The organism is Streptomyces sp. NPDC044003, assembly GCF_056435185.1.
Window position 1 is genome coordinate 93,339 of the sequence record NZ_JBWKFA010000017.1, and the last position, 15,998, is coordinate 109,336.

Sequence of the window (15,998 nt, forward strand, 5' to 3'; positions counted from 1 at the left end):
CCTCATGCCTCGGGCTGACGCGGGTCGCCCACCGGGCGATGCGGTGGCAGCATCACACCCGGGCGCGGGAGGGGGCATCTCCTGGATTGCGCGACCCCGCGGCCGCCACAAGGGCCTGCCGACCGAGGTTTCCGCGCAGCAGCAGCCCGCCGACGGTGACCGATCCGGCCTCGTCGTCCTCCCTCAGCTCCCGGGCCAGCAGGGCGAGGTCGGCGGCGACCCGGTCGAGCGCGTCGGCCACGGCGGGGGCGTTGTGGCCGAGGATGTCGCTCCACAGACCGGGGTCGCCGGCGGCGATCCGGGTGGTGTCGGCGAGCCCGCCGCCGGCCAGGTCGAGGACCTCGGGGGCGGTGTGCGCGAGCTGCGCCGCGAGTGCGGCGGCCACCAGGTGCGGGGTGTGGGAGACGGTGGCGACGGCCTCGTCGTGGGCGGTGGGGGTGAGGGTGCGGGGACGTGCGCCGACCAGGGCGATCAGTTCCTCGACGGCCGCCACGGCCTCGGGCACGGCGGTGGGACCGGGGCAGAGGATCCAGGGCCGGCCGGCGAACATGCCCGGCTCGGCGGCGTCCGGGCCGGAGGACTCCCGTCCGGCCATCGGGTGGCCGGGGACGTAGCCGTGGAGGTCGCAGCCGCGCAGCTCGGCCTCCTCGGTGATGCGTCCCTTGACGCCGGCCACGTCGGTGTAGGCGCGGCCGAGGCCGATCGCCTGCGCCTCGTACACGGTGTCGACGACGGCCGACGGCGGTACGGCGACGACGACGAGGTCGGCGGGCGGGGCGGTGGCGTCGAGCGGGGTGCCCGCGCCCCGGGCGGCGGCGCGCTCCACGGCACGGGGGTCCAGGTCGGCGAGAGAGACGTCGACGCCTGCGCGGGTGAGGTCGAGCGCGAGAGAGGTACCGATCAGTCCGCAGCCGATCACGGTGACGCGGCGGAGGGGAGGGCGGGGGGCCATGGGTTGCTCCTGGTGGGCTTCGGCCTCGGACGGGCGAGGGGGCGGGGGCGGGGGCGAGGCCGGCGGCGGGAGCCGCCGCCCGGCGCGGAGGGTGCGCCGGGCGGGTCAGTCGCAGCACTGGTCCGCGAACTGGCCGGGGGTGCGGCCCTCGCCCGCGGGGCCGCGGTAGGCCTGGGCGATGTCGAGCCAGCGGTCCGCCTCCTCACCGGTGGCGACGAGAGCGAGGTCGTCGCGGTGGCGGCGGCGGGTGACCAGGAGGCAGAAGTCCTGGGCGGGGCCGGTGACCTTGTTCGCCGCGTCCTCGGGGCCGTACGCCCAGATCTCGCCGTTCGGGGCGGTCACCTCTATGCGGAAGGGCTCGGCCGGCGGGGTCAGCCCGCGGGAGAGGTAGCCGAAGTCCCGGGTGAGGAAGGCGAAGAACACGAGGTGGCGCAGCCGCTCGGTGGGCTCGCGGCGGACCCCGAGGGCGTCGGCGATGTCCTGGCCGTGTCCGAAGAGCTCCATGATTCCGGCGGAGGCGAGGACGGCCGGCGGCAGCGGGTTGACCAGCCACGGCACCACCGAGTTCTCCGGTACGGCGGCCAGCGCCTCGACCGAGGCGTCGCCCTCGGCGCGGAACCGGGCCAGGAGCTCGGCGGGCGGGAAGCCGTTGAACTGCTTCAGGGCGGCGTTGACGGCTCCGTCGAAGTTCCCGGCGGCCTGGGCGGCGATGCCCTTGAAGGTGTCGGGGTCGGCGGCCGCGGTCTTGGCGAGCCGGAAGATGAAGGTCAGGTGGGCGACCTGGTCGGCGATGCTCCAGCCGGGCGCCGGGGTGGGCTTGTTCCAGTCGGCCGCGTCGAGGTCCCGTACCAGGTCCTCGACCTCGTCGATGTCGGCGGCGAGGGCCTTCAGCACGTCGTTGAGGGTGCTCATGTCCGTTTCACTCCTGAAGGTACGTAGATGACGTAGGTTTTTTGATGCAACTCACTTGAGCTGCCAAGTCCTTTGATGCAACTCACTGGCCGTGCGAAGTCGCGGATCGGATCAGACCTTCGCGAGCGGCTTCTTGCGCAGCAGCGGCAGGTCGACCGTGGCGCGGGCCTTGTAGCCGGTGGGGGCCGGGGCGCCGTAGGTGACGTCGATGCCCTTGGCCTGGGCGGCGGCCACGATGTGCGGCACGGCCCGCTCGGCGAGCGCGGCGATGGTCATCGCCGGGTTGACGGTCAGGGCGCCGGGGACGGCGGAGCCGTCGGTGACGAAGATGCCGGAGTGGCCGCGCAGTTCGTTGGTGTCGTCGAGTGCCGAGGTCTCGGGGTCGTCACCCATGCGGCAGGAGGCCAGCGGGTGGACGGTGTAGGCGCCGACCAGGTCGTTGGTCCACGGCATCACCTTGGCGAGGCCGTCCTTCTCCAGGATCTCCTTCACGTCGGCGTCGGCCTGGTTCCAGCCGTGCCAGGTGTTCTTCGTCGGCTTGTACGACAGGTTGCCGCGGCCGAGCAGCTGCTGGGAGATGCGCATGGAGTTGCCGGTGGCCGGCGGCGGGCCGAAGACGCCCTCGTTGTCGTCCTCCGTCATGCAGAAGATCGTCAGCCAGGACTTCCAGTTCTTGAGGATCTCCTTCTTCTCCTTGCCGAACCAGGTCGTCGGCCCCTTGGCGTCGGGCGCCTGGGCGAGGATGGTGCCGAGGCCCGGCGGGAAGTAGAGCTGCTCCAGGGAGTAGCGGGAGTACTCGGGCAGGTCGGCGTCGAGCTTGTCCCAGCTGGCCACGGTCGGGCCCTTGCCGATCGCGTTGGCTCCGTACGGGAGCTCGCCCTCGCCGCGGGACAGGCCGAGCAGCTCGGCGACCTTCTCCTCGTTGAGGATGGCCGTGTTGAGGCGCTCGCCGTTGCCGGAGAAGTAGCGGCCGACCGCGTGCGGCATCTTGCCGAGGTGGTCCTCGCTGCGCTGGAGGATGACCGGGGTGGCGCCGGCGCCCGCCGCCAGTACGACGATCTTGGCCTCGATGACGCCGGAGCCGGTCTGCAGGCGGTAGTCCTCGTCGTCGACGATGTTGTAGTGGACGCGGTAGTCGCCCTCGGGGGTCCGCGACAGGTACTGCACCTCGTGCAGCGGGCGGATCTCCGCGCCGTGGGCGAGCGCGCCGGGCAGGTAGTTGACGGTGAGGGACTGCTTCGCCTCGAAGCGGCAGCCGGCCATCATGAAGTTGCAGTTGACGCACTTGGAGTTGTCGACCGAGGCGGCGAGCGGGTTGGCGGTGCGCCCGGCGTGGTCACAGGCGGCGGCCCACAGGCCGCCCGCGTAGGAGGCCTCGTTCCAGTCCGGCTTGGTGACCGACAGGGACTCCTCGACGCGCTCGTACCAGGGGTCCAGGCTCTCGCGGCTGATCGACTCGGGCCACATCCGGCGGCCGATGCTGCCGTGCCGCTCGAAGACGAACTTGGGGGCCCGGGGCATGGCCGCGAAGTAGACGACGCTGCCGCCGCCGACGCAGTTGCCGCCCAGCACGCTCATGCCGTCGCCGACGACGAAGTCGAAGATGCGGGTGTAGGAGGAGCCGAGCTTGTAGTCGTGCTCGAAGTCCTCGGGCTTCAGCCAGGGGCCGCGCTCCAGGACGGTGACCTTGGCGCCGCCGGCGGCCAGGTGGTAGGCGGTGATCGCGCCACCGAAGCCGCTGCCGATGACCAGGACGTCGGTCTTCTCGATCGTGGTGCTCATGCTGGGCTCCCGGTGGGGGTCGTGTCGGGGTGGAGTTCGGCGAGCTGGCGGCCGTAGCCGAAGTCCTGGAAACGCCACAGGCCGTCGGCGTCGGGCGCGGTGATGCCCATGGCCGTCAGGCCCGGGTGGCCGTCCGCGAGGGCCTCGTCGGTGTGCAGGTGGGCGGCGGAGTCGTAGGCCATGTTGCAGAAGAGGGAGAGCAGGACCCAGAAGTCCTTCTCCGGGTGGCCCGGCGTGGTCAGCTCCACGATGAGGTTGACGCGGTCGTCGTAGTCGAGGGAGACGAACGGCGGAACCTCGGCGTCGAGGGCGAGGCCGGTCTTCTCGGCATAGACCCTGGCGTGGTCGTTGACCAGGGTCGCCAGGTCGTCGAGGCCGTCGTGGATGCCGGTGGCGTCCCAGCGCAGGAGGTCGAGGGCGCCGGCGGTGACCGCGCCGCCGCCGGTGCTGACTCCGGCGATCGCCCGGTCTCCGGGCCAGCGCTTCTCTCCGGGGACGATGGTGTCCGCGTAGGCCTCGAGGGTGATGGTCGTCTCAGGGCCGATGTCGACCCGGCGTTCGGGGATCCTCCGAACCCTTCTCACTGCAGGCACCTCATCCTCCGCTCGATCTGTCGGGACTTCGTGTTGTCGTCGTGCTGTCGTGAGAAGAACGTAGAGCTGTCGAGTTGTTTCAAACAACCAACCCGGATCGCGTTCACCGAACAGCGAGTTGCGCGATGAACCTGCCGAAGTCGAATCGGGCCCCGCGGTATCCATGCGAAAAAACCAAAGGCCCGTTATATTTTTTGGTGCATGTTGGATTTCCTGGTTCTCGGTTCTCTTCTGCTACGGGGAAGCGGAACACGCTAGAGACCCGTATCCGACCCGGGGGGGGTGGAGTTGGAAAGCACGGACAGGCGCCTGACACTGCCCATGAACCTCACTCACCGGGTCCGTATAGAGACTCTTCTCCCGGCGGATTCCCCGCGTTTGAACGGGCTGGACGAGAAGCATGTGCAGCGACTCGCCGAAACGCACACGTCCCTGCCGCCGATCCTCGTCCACCGCCCGACCATGCGCGTCGTCGACGGAGCCCACAGGATCGCCGCGGCCCTGCTCAAGGGCGTGGACACCATCGAGGCGCACTACTTCGACGGCCCCGAGCAGGACGTGTTCCTTCGCGCCGTGGCCGCCAACACGGGCCACGGCCTGCCCCTGCCGGTCACCGACCGCAAGGCCGCGGCCGCCCGCATCCTGCGCTCGCACACCGACCTCTCCGATCGCGCCGTGGCCGGCTACACCGGCCTGGACGCCAAGACGGTCGCGGCGGTGCGCCGCCGTTCAACCGAGGACGCGGCAGGGTCGAACACCAGAATCGGCAGCGACGGCAAGCCCCACCCGCTGGACCGCACCGCCGAACGGCTGCACGCCGCACGGCTCATGGCCAGCCACCCCGACCTGCCCCTGCGGGCCATCGTCAAGGAGACCGGGCTGTCCCTCGGCACCGCCCACGACGTGCGGCAACGCCTGCTGCGCGGCGAGGCTCCCGTGCCCGGGCGACGCACCCCGGCACCCGCCGCCGAACCCTCGCTCCCGGCCTCCGGCCACGCACCCGCCGAACCCGCCGCTCCCACGCCGACCGTCGACCCCCCGGGCCTGCCCGCGCCGCACACCGCGCCCCGGCAGCCCGGTCCTCAGAGCCCCGGCCCGCAGGGCACGGGCCGGACCCGGACGTCGCTGGAGACGCTGCGCAAGCTCTCCGGCGACCCCTCGCTGCGCCACTCCGAGTCGGGCCGGCACTTCCTGCGCTGGCTGCACACGCACTTCCTGGTGGACGACTCCTGGCGCCAGCAGCTGGAGACCGTCCCGCCGCATTGCACCGCCACCGTGGCCGAACTCGCCCTGCAGTGCTCCCAGACCTGGCGCAGGTTCGCCGAGGACCTGAGCAGTCGGCGCCTGACCGACATGGCGCCCGCCACCACCCCACCACGACCCGTCACGCGTTCCCGCTGACGGCATCAGGGCATCGTCAACAACGACAGGGAGAATCGGTGACCTCCACCGCCATCGAGCGTGCGGTCCGCAGGGTGATCCAAGACATGCGCGCCAATCTCGGTCAGGATCTGACGATCGACGACATGGCACGTACCGCCATGTTCAGCAAGTTTCATTTCACTCGCGCGTTCCGTGATGTAACCGGAACCTCTCCCGGGCGTTTTCTTTCCGCGCTGCGACTTCAGGAGGCGAAGCGTCTTCTGGTCGACACGAGATTCAGCGTCGCCGATATCAGCAGCCAGGTCGGATACAGCAGCGTCGGAACCTTCAGTTCGCGTTTCAAGTCATGCGTCGGTGTTTCGCCGAGCATGTTCCGGGACCTCGGCGGATTCACCTCCGCCATTCAGACGGACTCCACGGGAAACCAGGTCCTCACGCGCAGCAGCCTGCGCGGCCGGGTCACCTTTCCCGAGGACCGCGCCCCCGGCAACTGCTTCCTCGGTCTGTTCCCGACCCCGGTCCCGCAGGGCCAGCCGGTGCGCTGCACCGTCCTGGACGGTCCCGGCACCTTCGAGCTGCGCAACATCCCGGCCGGTACCTGGCACGTGCTCGTCCACTCCGTTCCCTACGGCTACGAGCACCTGGTCGCCGGCGCCGGCGCCGAGGACGCCGTCTCCGTCGGCAGTTACGGACCGGTGACCGCGCACGCCGACACCCTGCTGCTGCCCGCGGAGATCACCCTGCGTCCGCTGAACGAAATGGACCCGCCGATCCTCCTGGCCCTGCTCGATCTGCGCACCAACGCCCTGGAGCGCCTGGCCGGCTGACGGACCGTACGACAACGAGAAGACACGAAGCAGGCCGGCCACGGGTTTCCACCGTGGCCGGCCTGCTTCGTGCGGTCGTGCGGTCGTGCGGTCGTGCGTTCGTGCGGAAATGCGGTCGTGCGGAAATGCGGTGTGGCGGCGATCAGCCCGCCGACCGGATCGTCATCGGCAGGCCGCCCCGCATCCGCAGCGACATCATCGGCTCGGCGACCGCCTCGTGCCCGGGCACCACGGTCATGTCGAGGTCACGGGTGACGAGCGCGGTGACGAAGACCGCCTCCATCATCCCGAGGTTGCTGCCGACGCAGAACCGCGGTCCCGCGCCGAAGGGGATGTACGCGTACCGGGGCCGGTTCGCGACCCGCGACGGTTCGAAGCGGCCCGGGTCGAAGCGCTCCGGGTCGTCCCAGAGGTCCGGGTGGCGGTGCAGCGTGTACGGGCACACCAGCACGTCGGCCCCGGCCGGCACGGTGAACCCGCCGACCTCGTCGGCCGCCTGGGCGATCCGGGGCAGGATCCACACGGGCGGGTACAGCCGCATCGCCTCCTGGACGACCTGCGTCGTGTACGTCAGCTTGTGCAGGTCGTCGGCCTCCGGAAGGCGGCCTCCGGCCAGCACGGCGCGGGCCTCCTCGCGCACCAGGTCACGGACGTGCGGGTGACGGGCGAGCAGCAGCAGGGTCCAGCCGAGCGTGCTCGCCGTCGTCTCGTGCCCGGCAAGCAGCAGCGTGACCAGTTCCTCCTGGAGCAGGCGGCGGCCGAGTGCCGGGTCCTCGCGCTCGCGGGCGGCGAGGATCATCCGGGCGAACGCGTCGTCGGCACCGTCCCCGTCGCGCAGGCGGTCGCCGCGGTCGGCCACCAGCGCGTCGACGATCCGGGTCAGCTCCCGGCGTGCCGCGCGGAACCGCCGCTGGGTGCCGAAGGGCACCCAGGTCGGCACCAGGCCCTGGGAGACCATGTCGAACATGGCCTGGTCCTGCACGGCCTCGAAGGCGTGCTCGATGCCGCCGTGTCCCTCCAGGGAGGTGTCCATGAGGGTCCGGCCCAGCACGCCGAGGGTGAGCCCGGTGACCTCCTGCAGGACGTCGACGGGCGTGTCCCCGGCATGCCCGCGCAGCAGGTCCACCAGCCGGCCGGCCTCCTCCGCGACGGCCCCGGCCTGGGCGGCGATCCGGCCCGGCTTGAACGCGGGCTGCACGTTGCGGCGCTGGGCGCGCCACAGGTCGCCCTCGCTGGTCAGCAGTCCGTCGCCGAGGACCTTGCGGGACTCCACCAGGCCGATGCCCTTGTGGTAGTTGGCGGCGTTGTCGGCCAGCACGTGCTTGGCGTAGTCGGGCCGGTTGAAGATGTACAGCTTCTTCGGGCCCATGGAGACGCGCACGGCGTCGGAGAGTTCGGCGGCGTCCCGCATCATGCCGAGCCGGTCGACCGCCAGCTTGCGCAGCAGACCGGGCAGCGCCCACACGGGCGGGCCGGGCGGATGGACGCTCATGGGCGGCCTCCGTCCGGCACGGGGGCGAGCCGGCGGAAGCGGCCGCCGTGGAACACCAGCGGCTCACGGCCGGGCAGCTCGTCCAGGGCGAGCACGCGTCCGACGTGGATGGTGTGGTCCCCGCCGTCGTAGGTCCGCCACCGGGCGCACTCGAAGTGGGCCGCCGCCCCCGCGATCAGCGGGGCGGCGGCCGCCTCGCCGGGCAGCCAGTCGACGGCGTCGAACTGGGCGGCGCCCGGGGGCCGTGAGCGGTCGGCGAAGTGCCGGGCCACAGCCTCCTGGCCGGCGCCGAGGACCGACACCGCGAAGGTGTCGGCCTCGGCGAGGACGCGGTTCATGACCGCGTCCTTGCCCACGCACAGCAGCACGAGGGCCGGGTCCAGCGACACCGAGGTGAAGGAGTTGGCGGTCATGCCCCGCGGGGAGGCGCCGCCGACCGTCACGACGGTCACGCCGGTGGCGAAGGACCCGAAGGCCCGCCGCAGCGCCGCGGGGTCGCCGGTGACGGCGTCCCGCGGCGGCGCGGCGGCCAGGGTGCTCATGCCGTCCGCCCGGCCAGGGCCGGCCCGCGGGTGGTGTACGGCTCCAGGGCGCGCGCCAGGCCCTCGGGGATGCGGGAGGGCACGGTGTTGGTGTTCGGGCCGCGCATGCACGCGATCCGCTGGCGGCCGCGGGCGATCAGCACCTCGGCGCCGCCGGTCACCTTGACGTAGTCGAAGGTGAACTCCAGCTGCGTCTGGCCCAGTTCCGACAGCCGCATCCGGATGGACAGCTCGTCGAACGCGGTGATCTCGGCGAAGAACTCGCAGTCCACCTTGAGCGTGAACAGCTTGAGGTCGTCCTGCACCTCGGCCAGCACGTCCGGCGCCTTCTGCTGGAGGAACATCTCACGGCACCGTCCCTGCCAGCGCAGGTAGTTCACGTAGTACACGTTGCCGACGAGGTTGGTCTCCTCGAAGCCGACCATGTGCCGGTACTCGAAGTAGTCGTCCGCCATGGTTCAGGACCGCCCTTCGACGAGAGGGGTTTCATGGGTGAGGAAAGCGAAGACGGCGGGCTCCAGGGCATCGCGCAGGGCGGTGACGAAGGTCGCGATCCGCAGGTCGCCGGCGGCGAAGACCACCCAGGCGTCCTTGCGGCGCGGCAGCACCGTCAGCGGCGCGCCGGCCATGATGCCGGCCTTCCGCAGGCACTCCACGGCGCCCCAGACCCGGGTGGCGGCCGTGTCCGGCGCCTCCCCCGTCTCCTTGGCGACCAGCTCCGCGACGGGCGCGTGGTCGCCGAGCAGTCCGCGCCACTCGTGGGCCGAGCGCATGCTGACTGCCTCGATGTCGCAGGCCACCTCGGTGTCGGAGACCGCGCTGAGGGTGACCCCCAGGCCGTGCGCCGCCGACATCGACATGTGCCGGCCCGGCTCCAGCTCCGGACGCCCGTCCGGACGGTGCCGGACGGCGACCGGGCTGCCGAGGGCCCGCGCGGCCGCGTCGGCCGTGAAACTCCGCCGCTGGGCGACCGAGCCGGCGGGGGCGTCCCCGTGCGGCTCGACGGCGACCGCGACGCGGCTGCCGACGACGTCCTCCAGCGCACGCTCCAGGTAGGGGCCGAGCAGCGGGGCGACCCACGGGCCGGACCCGTCGGTTTTCCGCACGGCGTGCAGGGTCAGGCCGTCCCAGCGCTCGACGACCGTGCCGTCCTCGTCCCGTACCGCGATGTCGTACACGTACGTGTCGCCGTCGCGGCTGCGCTCGACCGCGGTGTACCGCAGTCGCTCGGGGACGTGGTCGCCGGAGCCGAGGGTGTGGATCCGCTCCACGCCCGAGGGCAGCAGCGTGGCGTCCGGGACGCACACCTGGTTGCCGTGCATGAGCGCGTCGCGCATGCCCGGGTCGGCGAGCAGCAGCTCGTCCGGCAGGAAGCCGGCGAACCAGCCCTCCGGCCGCTGCTGGACGGCGACCTCGGCGTCCACGTGACGGGCCGCGGCCCGGTGGAAGCGGCGCAGGCGCTGGAAGCGGGCGCCCTGGAACAGGACGCTGCCGTACAGGTCGGCGGCCGGGTCGAGCGGAACGACCGGGGTGTCGTCCGGCACCTGGAGCGGCGGGCCGTCCGGCGCCGGAGTCTCCGAGAAGACCAGGCGCGCCCTGAAGTGCTCGGCGACGAACCCGGTGTCCTCGGCGTGGATGGCGACGTCGACGGTGTCGGTGCCGGTGACGGTCGCCGCGATCCGGATCCGCGTGCTGCCGTTCGGCGGCACGACGATGGGGCGCAGGAACTTCGCGCCCTCGATGACCGGGGCGGTGCCGGTGCGGCCGGTGACCGCGGCGGCGACCTGGGTCATGGCCTCCATGCCGATGACGGCGGGCAGCAGCAGGTTGCCGTCGAGCAGGTGGTCGGCCAGGTACGGGTCGGTGCCGGCGTTCAGCTCGACCTCGGTGACCAGCTCGACGCCGTGGTAGCGCACCAGCGGGTTGCCGGTGAAGCGGAGCAGCGGCAGTGCGGGAAGGTCACGGCGGACGGTGTCGATGCCCTCGGTACGGCCGCTGATGACCGTGACGACAGGGGCGTCCGGGTCCTCGATGAGGCGCAGCAGGATGGCCACGCCCTGGTCCGGGGAGACCGGGACGATGCCCTCGCGGGAGAGCGACTCGACGACGGAGAGCTTCTCGCCCATGCCGACGCCGGACCACACCGACCACTCCATGCAGCGGGCGCGGACGTTCGGGTGGGTGCGGGCGACGTCCTCGGTGAGGTCCGCCAGCCACTCGTTGGCCGTGGCGTAGTGGGCCTCGCCGCGCAGGCCCGCCCGGCCGATGATGCTGCCGAAGGTGACGAGCAGCTTGAGCTCGCCGGCGCCCACCGCGTCGAGGACGGTGGAGAGGCCGTCGACCTTGGGGCCGAAGGTCTTGTCGAAGTCCTCGGACGTGAGGGCGGTCAGCGCGCCCGGCTCGTTGCGCCCGGCGCCGTGCAGCAGTCCGGTGATCGGGCCGAGCGCCTGGCGCAGTTCCGTGACGGCCGCCGTGACCTGATCGGGGACGGTGACGTCGGCGCGCGCGTAGTGCACGGGGACACCGCTGTCCCGCATCCGGTCGAGGTTCTCGGCGAGTTCGCGGTCCTGGGCCGGGTCGGAGCGGCCGAGCACGGCCAGCTTGGCACCGGTCTTCTGGGCCACGGCCAGGGCGCACTCGGCGGAGATGCCCTTGCCGCCGCCCGTCACCAGCAGGACGTCGGAGGCGTCCAGCGGCGCCGCGGTCCGCTCCGGCTCCACGGGCAGGGCCCGCAGCGTCGGCACGCGGCGGACGCCGTCCTCGTCGTAGTGGACCTCGGCGAAGCGGGTGGTCGCGGCCACCTCGGCCACGACCCGCTCCACCGCGTCCTCGGACGCCGGGGTGTGGACGATGGTGGTGCGCAGGTGCGGGGCCTCCAGGTGGAGGGTCTTCGCCAGGCCCGCCGCGCCGCGGCCGTCCTGGACGAGGACGAAGCGCCGCGTACGGTCGCCGGCGAGGGCGTTCTTGGCGGCGGCCAGGACCTGCTCGACCTCCTGCCGCGGGCAGCCCTCGGCCAGCACGGCCAGGACGCCTCCGCCGAGGCCGGCGGTCGCCAGCTCCTGACGGAGCCGTTCGGCGTACGGGTGTCCCTCGGAGCCGAACAGCTCCCAGGCGCCGTCGACGCCGTCGGTCACGGCGTACGGCCGGGCGACCTCGTCGAGGTCCACGGCGAAGGGCCGGGCCCAGGGCGCCGCGCCCGCGACGACGGGGGCGGTGGGTTCCTCGACGCCGCCGGTGCTGATGAGGGTCTCGAGCGCCTCGGCCAGCTGGGCCAGGGTGGCGGTGGCGAAGTTGGTCGGCACCTGGGCGGCGGCGATCCCGAGGCGGGACGCCGCCTGGTTGACGATCTGTCCGACGGTGATGGAGCTCATGTGCAGGTCGTCCAGGAGCCTGCTGTCCGGGTCGACGAGCTCGGCGGGCAGCTCGGCACGCTCGGCGACGAGCGTGCGCAGCACGTCGAGCACGTCGAGCACGTCGGGAACCTCGGCGTCGTGGCCGGCGGCCTCGGCCGGCCCGGCGCCGGGCGCCTCCTGGGCGACCGCGGTCGTCTCGGGCTTCGGAGCCCGCTTCGCCTTCGGAGCCGCGGCGGCGACGGCAGGACGCGGCCGGCGCTCGGCCGGCGGCACGTCACGCGGCGCCTGCTCGGTGGGGTTGGCGAAGAAGGAGAACTCCTGGCCGACCTCCAGGGGCCGGATCAGCCGGTCCTGGAAGAGCCGCTCGAGGGCCACGGGCGCGCCCGCGACGAACGCGGCACCGGCGACCTGGAGGAGGCTGCGCAGCGACTCGTCGTCGGTGTTGAGCGCGACGACCGGAACGCCGGTGGTGGCCCGGGCGAGGCCGCTGAGCACCCGGCCGGGGCCCACCTCGACGAACAGGTCGACGTGGCGGGCCGCCTCGCTCACCGCCTGGGTGAAGCGGACGGGACCGGTGATCTGGTCGCGCAGGAGTGCCGGCAGGTCCGTACCGGCCGCCAGTTCCTCGCCGGTGACCGTGGAGAAGACCCGGCCGACGGGGGCACCGAGGTCCGCGGTGCCGAGCCAGGTCCCGAAGGACGCGGCGGAGTCGGCGACCAGCGGCGAGTGGAAGGCGTGCGACACGTTCAGCCGGGTGCAGGCGATCTCCGCCCGCTCGGCCCGCCGCTGCACTTCCTCGATGTCCTCGACCGAACCGGCGACGACCGTCTGCTCGGGACCGTTGTAGCCGGCGATGACGGCACCGAGGCCGGAGACGAGTTCCTCGGCCCGCTCCGGCTTGGCGCCGAGGGAGGCCATGGTGCCGGAGGCGCTGTGCTCGGCCATGGCCCGGCCGCGCACCCGCGCGGCCTGGAGGAGGGTCTCCTCGTCGAGGGCCCCGGCCCAGTGCAGGGCGGACAGTTCGCCGAGGCTGTGCCCGACGGCGACGGACGCCTCCAGGCGGAGCGAGTCGAGGACCCGCAGGCCCGCGGCGGAGCCGGTGGCGATGCGCGGCTGCGCCACGTCGGTGGCGACCATGTCGCCGGTGGCGGGCAGGGCGGCCCGGTCGAAGACCTCGGCGGCCTCGGGGAAGCGACGGCGCAGCGCGCCTCCCCCGGTGCCGTGGCCGGAGCCCTGGCCCGGGAAGAGGAAGCCGACCCGGGCGCGGCCGGTGACCCTGCCGAGGAAGCTGCGGCCGTCGGCCGCCGTGTACGCGCTCTCGCCGCCCTCCAGGAGGTCGGCCAGGTGCGTCAGGCGGCGCTCGGCGTCCTCCGGGGAGGTGACGACGACCGCCGCGCGGTGCGGCAGGCCGCGCAGTTCGCGCTGGAGGGTGGCGGCGAGGTCGGCGACCTGGCCGTAGGAGACCTTCGCGACGAAGGCGGCGACTTCGGCGAGCCGGGCGCGCAGCGCCTTCGGGGAGTCGCCGTCGACGACGAGCAGTTCGGCGTCCTGGAGCGAGTGGGCCAGGTCGGCGGAGCGGCGGCCGGGGGCCGTGCGCCGCCGGGAGGCCGGCTCGTCGAGGACGACGTGGGTGTTGATGCCGCCGAAGCCCATGGCGGTGATGCCGGCCCGTCGGGGCGTTCCCTCGGGCCAGGCCTCGGCCTTGCGCAGGGCCTTGAGGTTGGCCTTCTCGTCGGCGAGCAGCTCGTGCGGGTCGGTGGTGCCGATGGCGGGCGGGAGGGTCTGGTTGTCGACGGCCATGGCCGCCTTGATCAGACCGGCGACGCCTGCGGCGGCCTTGGTGTGGCCGATCATGCCCTTGATGGAGGTGATGGCCGCGGTCGGGGCGTGGGGATCGGCCTCGCGGCGGGCGCCCATGAGGGCGGTGAGCTCGGTGGCGTCGCCGACGGCGGTGCCGGTGCCGTGGCCTTCGAAGAGGCCGACGGTCTCGATGCCGAAGCCGGCCTTCTCGTACGCCCGCTTGAGCGCGAGCTGGTAGCCGCTGACCTCGGGGCGGGTGATGCCGCCCTGGCCGTCGGAGGACACGCCCCATCCGGCGATGGTCGCGTAGATGCGGTGACCCGCCGCGAGGGCGTCCTCCTCGCGCATCATGACGATCATGCCGCAGCCCTCGCCGGGCCAGAAGCCGTTGGAGCCGCGGTCGTAGAGCTTCATCTCGCCCTTGGCGAGGGCACCGGTCTTGGCGAAGCCGATGATCTCGAAGGGGTCGATCGACAGGTCCACGCCGCCGGCGACGGCGACGTCGATGTCGCCGTTGATCAGCGCGGTGCCGGCGGTGGTGACCGACAGCAGCGAGGAGGAGCAGGCGCCGTCGACGGTGTAGCCGCCGCCGTTGAGGTCGAAGTGGTTGCAGATCCGGCCGGCGATGGTGTTGGCCAGTCCGCCGGCGAGGGTGTCCTCGTCGATGGCCGGGAACGGCTCCTTGTACGCGACCTCGACGTCGTCCAGGAACTCCGCGATGCGCTCGTCGTCCCAGATGTCCTGGTCCTTGAGGGCGGCGGACATCACCCGGCGCACGTAGGGCCAGCGCAGCCGCATCACGTTGGCGCGGGAGAACTCGCCGGTCAGGGTGTTGCCGATGACGACGCCGGTGCGCTCGTGCGGCAGGCCCTCGCCGCCGGGGAATCCGGCGTCGGCGAGCGCCCGGCCCGCGGTGTCCAGGGCGAGCCAGTGCGTGAGGTCGGTCGAGCGGAAGGTGCTGCCCGCGATCTTGTGGGCGATCCGGTCGAACTCGTAGCCCTCGATGACGGCGGCGTTGCGGGCGTAGAAGGTGTCGGGGGTGGCCGGGTCGGCGTCCCAGTAGTCGTCCAGGTTCATCCGGACGTCGGGCAGGCGGCGGAACGCGCGCCGTCCGGCGACGGCGTTGTCCCACAGCTCGCTCGGGTTCGTGGCGTCGGGATAGCGGCAGGCCATGCCGACGATGGCGATCCTGGTCATGCGGCCACCGGAATCTTCTTGGTCTCGGCCTCGGCGGTCGCCGGGGCGGGGCAGGCGCAGGCGCCCTCGGGGCAGGCGCAGCCGGCCTCGGCGGTCACCGGGGCGGGGCAGGCGCAGAGGCCTTCCGGGCAGGAGCAGGCCGGGGCCTCGGCGGTCGCCGGGGCGGGGCAGGCGCAGGCGCCCTCGGGGCAGGCGCACGCGGCGTCGGCCAGGGCGGCGTCGGCCTGTGCGACGGACTGGGTGACGGCGGCGAGCGCGAGGGCCTCCTCGGCACGCTTCTTGGACACGACGTCGGCGGTCCACAGGAAGGCGCCGCGGATGGCGCAGACCAGGGCGGTGGCGAAGAACAGGCCGTAGGCGATGCTCATCGCGGTCAGCACGCCGTACATGGCGGCGACACTGCCGCCGAAGGCGATCTGGCCCCACTTCGAGGACGGGGTCGTACCCGGGTCCGTGATCATGTAGTTCGTGAAGAGGACGAACGCCACGCCGGTCATCATCGCGAGGCCCGCGGGGATGGACGTGTCGAACAGCAGGCCGCGCACGACGGCCTGGAGGGCGAAGCCGCCGACCCAGGCGAGGATCAGCCACATGCGCTCGGTGAGCTTGGCGTTGAGCATCGTGCCGAGGCTGATGATGATCGCCGGCACCAGCCAGTCGAAGCCGCCGTCGAGGTACTCGGTGAACTGGTACGGCGGGGCGATCGAGGCCCACGGGAAGAGCACCAGGATGACGGCGATGCCGAAGTTCGACGGGTTCATGAAGTGCCGCATGCGGCCCTTGACCGGGGCGCGCAGCACCCACTTGGTGCCGACGGCGACGATGACGCCGAACACCATGACCCACACCTTGTCGTTGACGTACGACAGCATGTTCACGGCGAGCGCGGTGATGTGGGCCGGGAAGAGGAACTCCATCACGCCCTTGGGCCCGCCGCCCAGGAAGCGCGGCGCGCGGCCCTCGGAGCGGGCGCCGAGGATCTCCAGGACGATCTCGAGGCTGTAGGCGGTCGCCAGGGCGATGAACGGCCAGGTCCAGGGCTGCTCGAAGCCGAGGACGCTGTAGCCGAAGACGTTGAGTACGGAGATGGAGATCGCGAAGCGGCGCAGGGCCGTCGTGACCTTCGGGTTGTGCCGTGGGGCGGCGGTCTTCGTTGCGGACATCG

The 15,998-nt window shown here is 72.4% G+C and carries 11 protein-coding genes; 2 read left to right on the plus strand and 9 right to left on the minus strand.

Annotation, left to right across the window (positions count from 1 at the left end; translation table 11 throughout):
* Positions 1-52 precede the first annotated feature (52 nt).
* The 4 genes from AC07AW_RS38700 to AC07AW_RS38715 all read right to left on the minus strand — a co-directional run bounded on the left by AC07AW_RS38700 (position 53) and on the right by AC07AW_RS38715 (position 4,230).
* Entirely contained in the window at positions 53-952 is a 900-nt protein-coding gene (locus AC07AW_RS38700; RefSeq protein ID WP_478820145.1) for a prephenate dehydrogenase, read from the minus strand.
* A 105-nt stretch (positions 953-1,057) separates the two neighbouring features.
* Entirely contained in the window at positions 1,058-1,864 is an 807-nt protein-coding gene (locus AC07AW_RS38705; RefSeq protein ID WP_478820146.1) for a TIGR03084 family metal-binding protein, read from the minus strand.
* Positions 1,865-1,975: 111 nt separating this feature from the next.
* On the minus strand, positions 1,976-3,646 hold the full coding sequence (locus AC07AW_RS38710) for an FAD-dependent oxidoreductase (RefSeq protein ID WP_478820147.1): 1,671 nt from the start codon (positions 3,644-3,646) through the stop codon (positions 1,976-1,978).
* On the minus strand, positions 3,643-4,230 hold the full coding sequence (locus AC07AW_RS38715; protein ID WP_478820148.1) for a DUF5987 family protein: 588 nt from the start codon (positions 4,228-4,230) through the stop codon (positions 3,643-3,645). The genes AC07AW_RS38710 and AC07AW_RS38715 overlap by 4 nt, the downstream gene beginning before the upstream one ends.
* A 387-nt stretch (positions 4,231-4,617) precedes the next feature.
* On the opposite strand from AC07AW_RS38715, the gene AC07AW_RS38720 reads away from it, so the two are divergent.
* Together AC07AW_RS38720 and AC07AW_RS38725 are read left to right on the plus strand one after the other, a co-directional pair.
* Positions 4,618-5,640: a ParB/RepB/Spo0J family partition protein gene (locus tag AC07AW_RS38720; protein ID WP_478820149.1), complete on the plus strand. Its 1,023-nt coding sequence runs from the start codon at positions 4,618-4,620 to the stop codon at positions 5,638-5,640.
* A 38-nt stretch (positions 5,641-5,678) separates the two neighbouring features.
* Complete coding sequence (locus AC07AW_RS38725; protein WP_478820150.1) at positions 5,679-6,449, plus strand: helix-turn-helix domain-containing protein; 771 nt, start codon at positions 5,679-5,681, stop codon at positions 6,447-6,449.
* A gap of 142 nt (positions 6,450-6,591) precedes the next feature.
* Here the strand turns inward: AC07AW_RS38725 and AC07AW_RS38730 are convergent, their stop codons facing one another.
* The 5 genes from AC07AW_RS38730 to AC07AW_RS38750 are packed head-to-tail and all read right to left on the minus strand — an operon-like array spanning position 6,592 to position 15,996.
* Positions 6,592-7,941 (minus strand): cytochrome P450, encoded by a 1,350-nt coding sequence (locus AC07AW_RS38730; RefSeq protein ID WP_478820151.1) that lies wholly within the window; start codon positions 7,939-7,941, stop codon positions 6,592-6,594.
* The gene (locus AC07AW_RS38735; RefSeq protein WP_478820152.1) at positions 7,938-8,483 is read right to left on the minus strand and encodes a flavin reductase family protein; all 546 of its coding nucleotides are present in this window, start codon (positions 8,481-8,483) and stop codon (positions 7,938-7,940) included. The genes AC07AW_RS38730 and AC07AW_RS38735 overlap by 4 nt, the downstream gene beginning before the upstream one ends.
* The gene (locus tag AC07AW_RS38740; RefSeq protein ID WP_478820153.1) at positions 8,480-8,938 is read right to left on the minus strand and encodes an acyl-CoA thioesterase; all 459 of its coding nucleotides are present in this window, start codon (positions 8,936-8,938) and stop codon (positions 8,480-8,482) included. The genes AC07AW_RS38735 and AC07AW_RS38740 overlap by 4 nt, the downstream gene beginning before the upstream one ends.
* A gap of 3 nt (positions 8,939-8,941) precedes the next feature.
* On the minus strand, positions 8,942-14,833 hold the full coding sequence (locus AC07AW_RS38745) for a type I polyketide synthase (protein ID WP_478820154.1): 5,892 nt from the start codon (positions 14,831-14,833) through the stop codon (positions 8,942-8,944).
* Positions 14,830-15,996 (minus strand): enediyne biosynthesis protein, encoded by a 1,167-nt coding sequence (locus AC07AW_RS38750; protein ID WP_478820155.1) that lies wholly within the window; start codon positions 15,994-15,996, stop codon positions 14,830-14,832. The genes AC07AW_RS38745 and AC07AW_RS38750 overlap by 4 nt, the downstream gene beginning before the upstream one ends.
* Between the last annotated feature and the right edge of the window lie 2 nt (positions 15,997-15,998).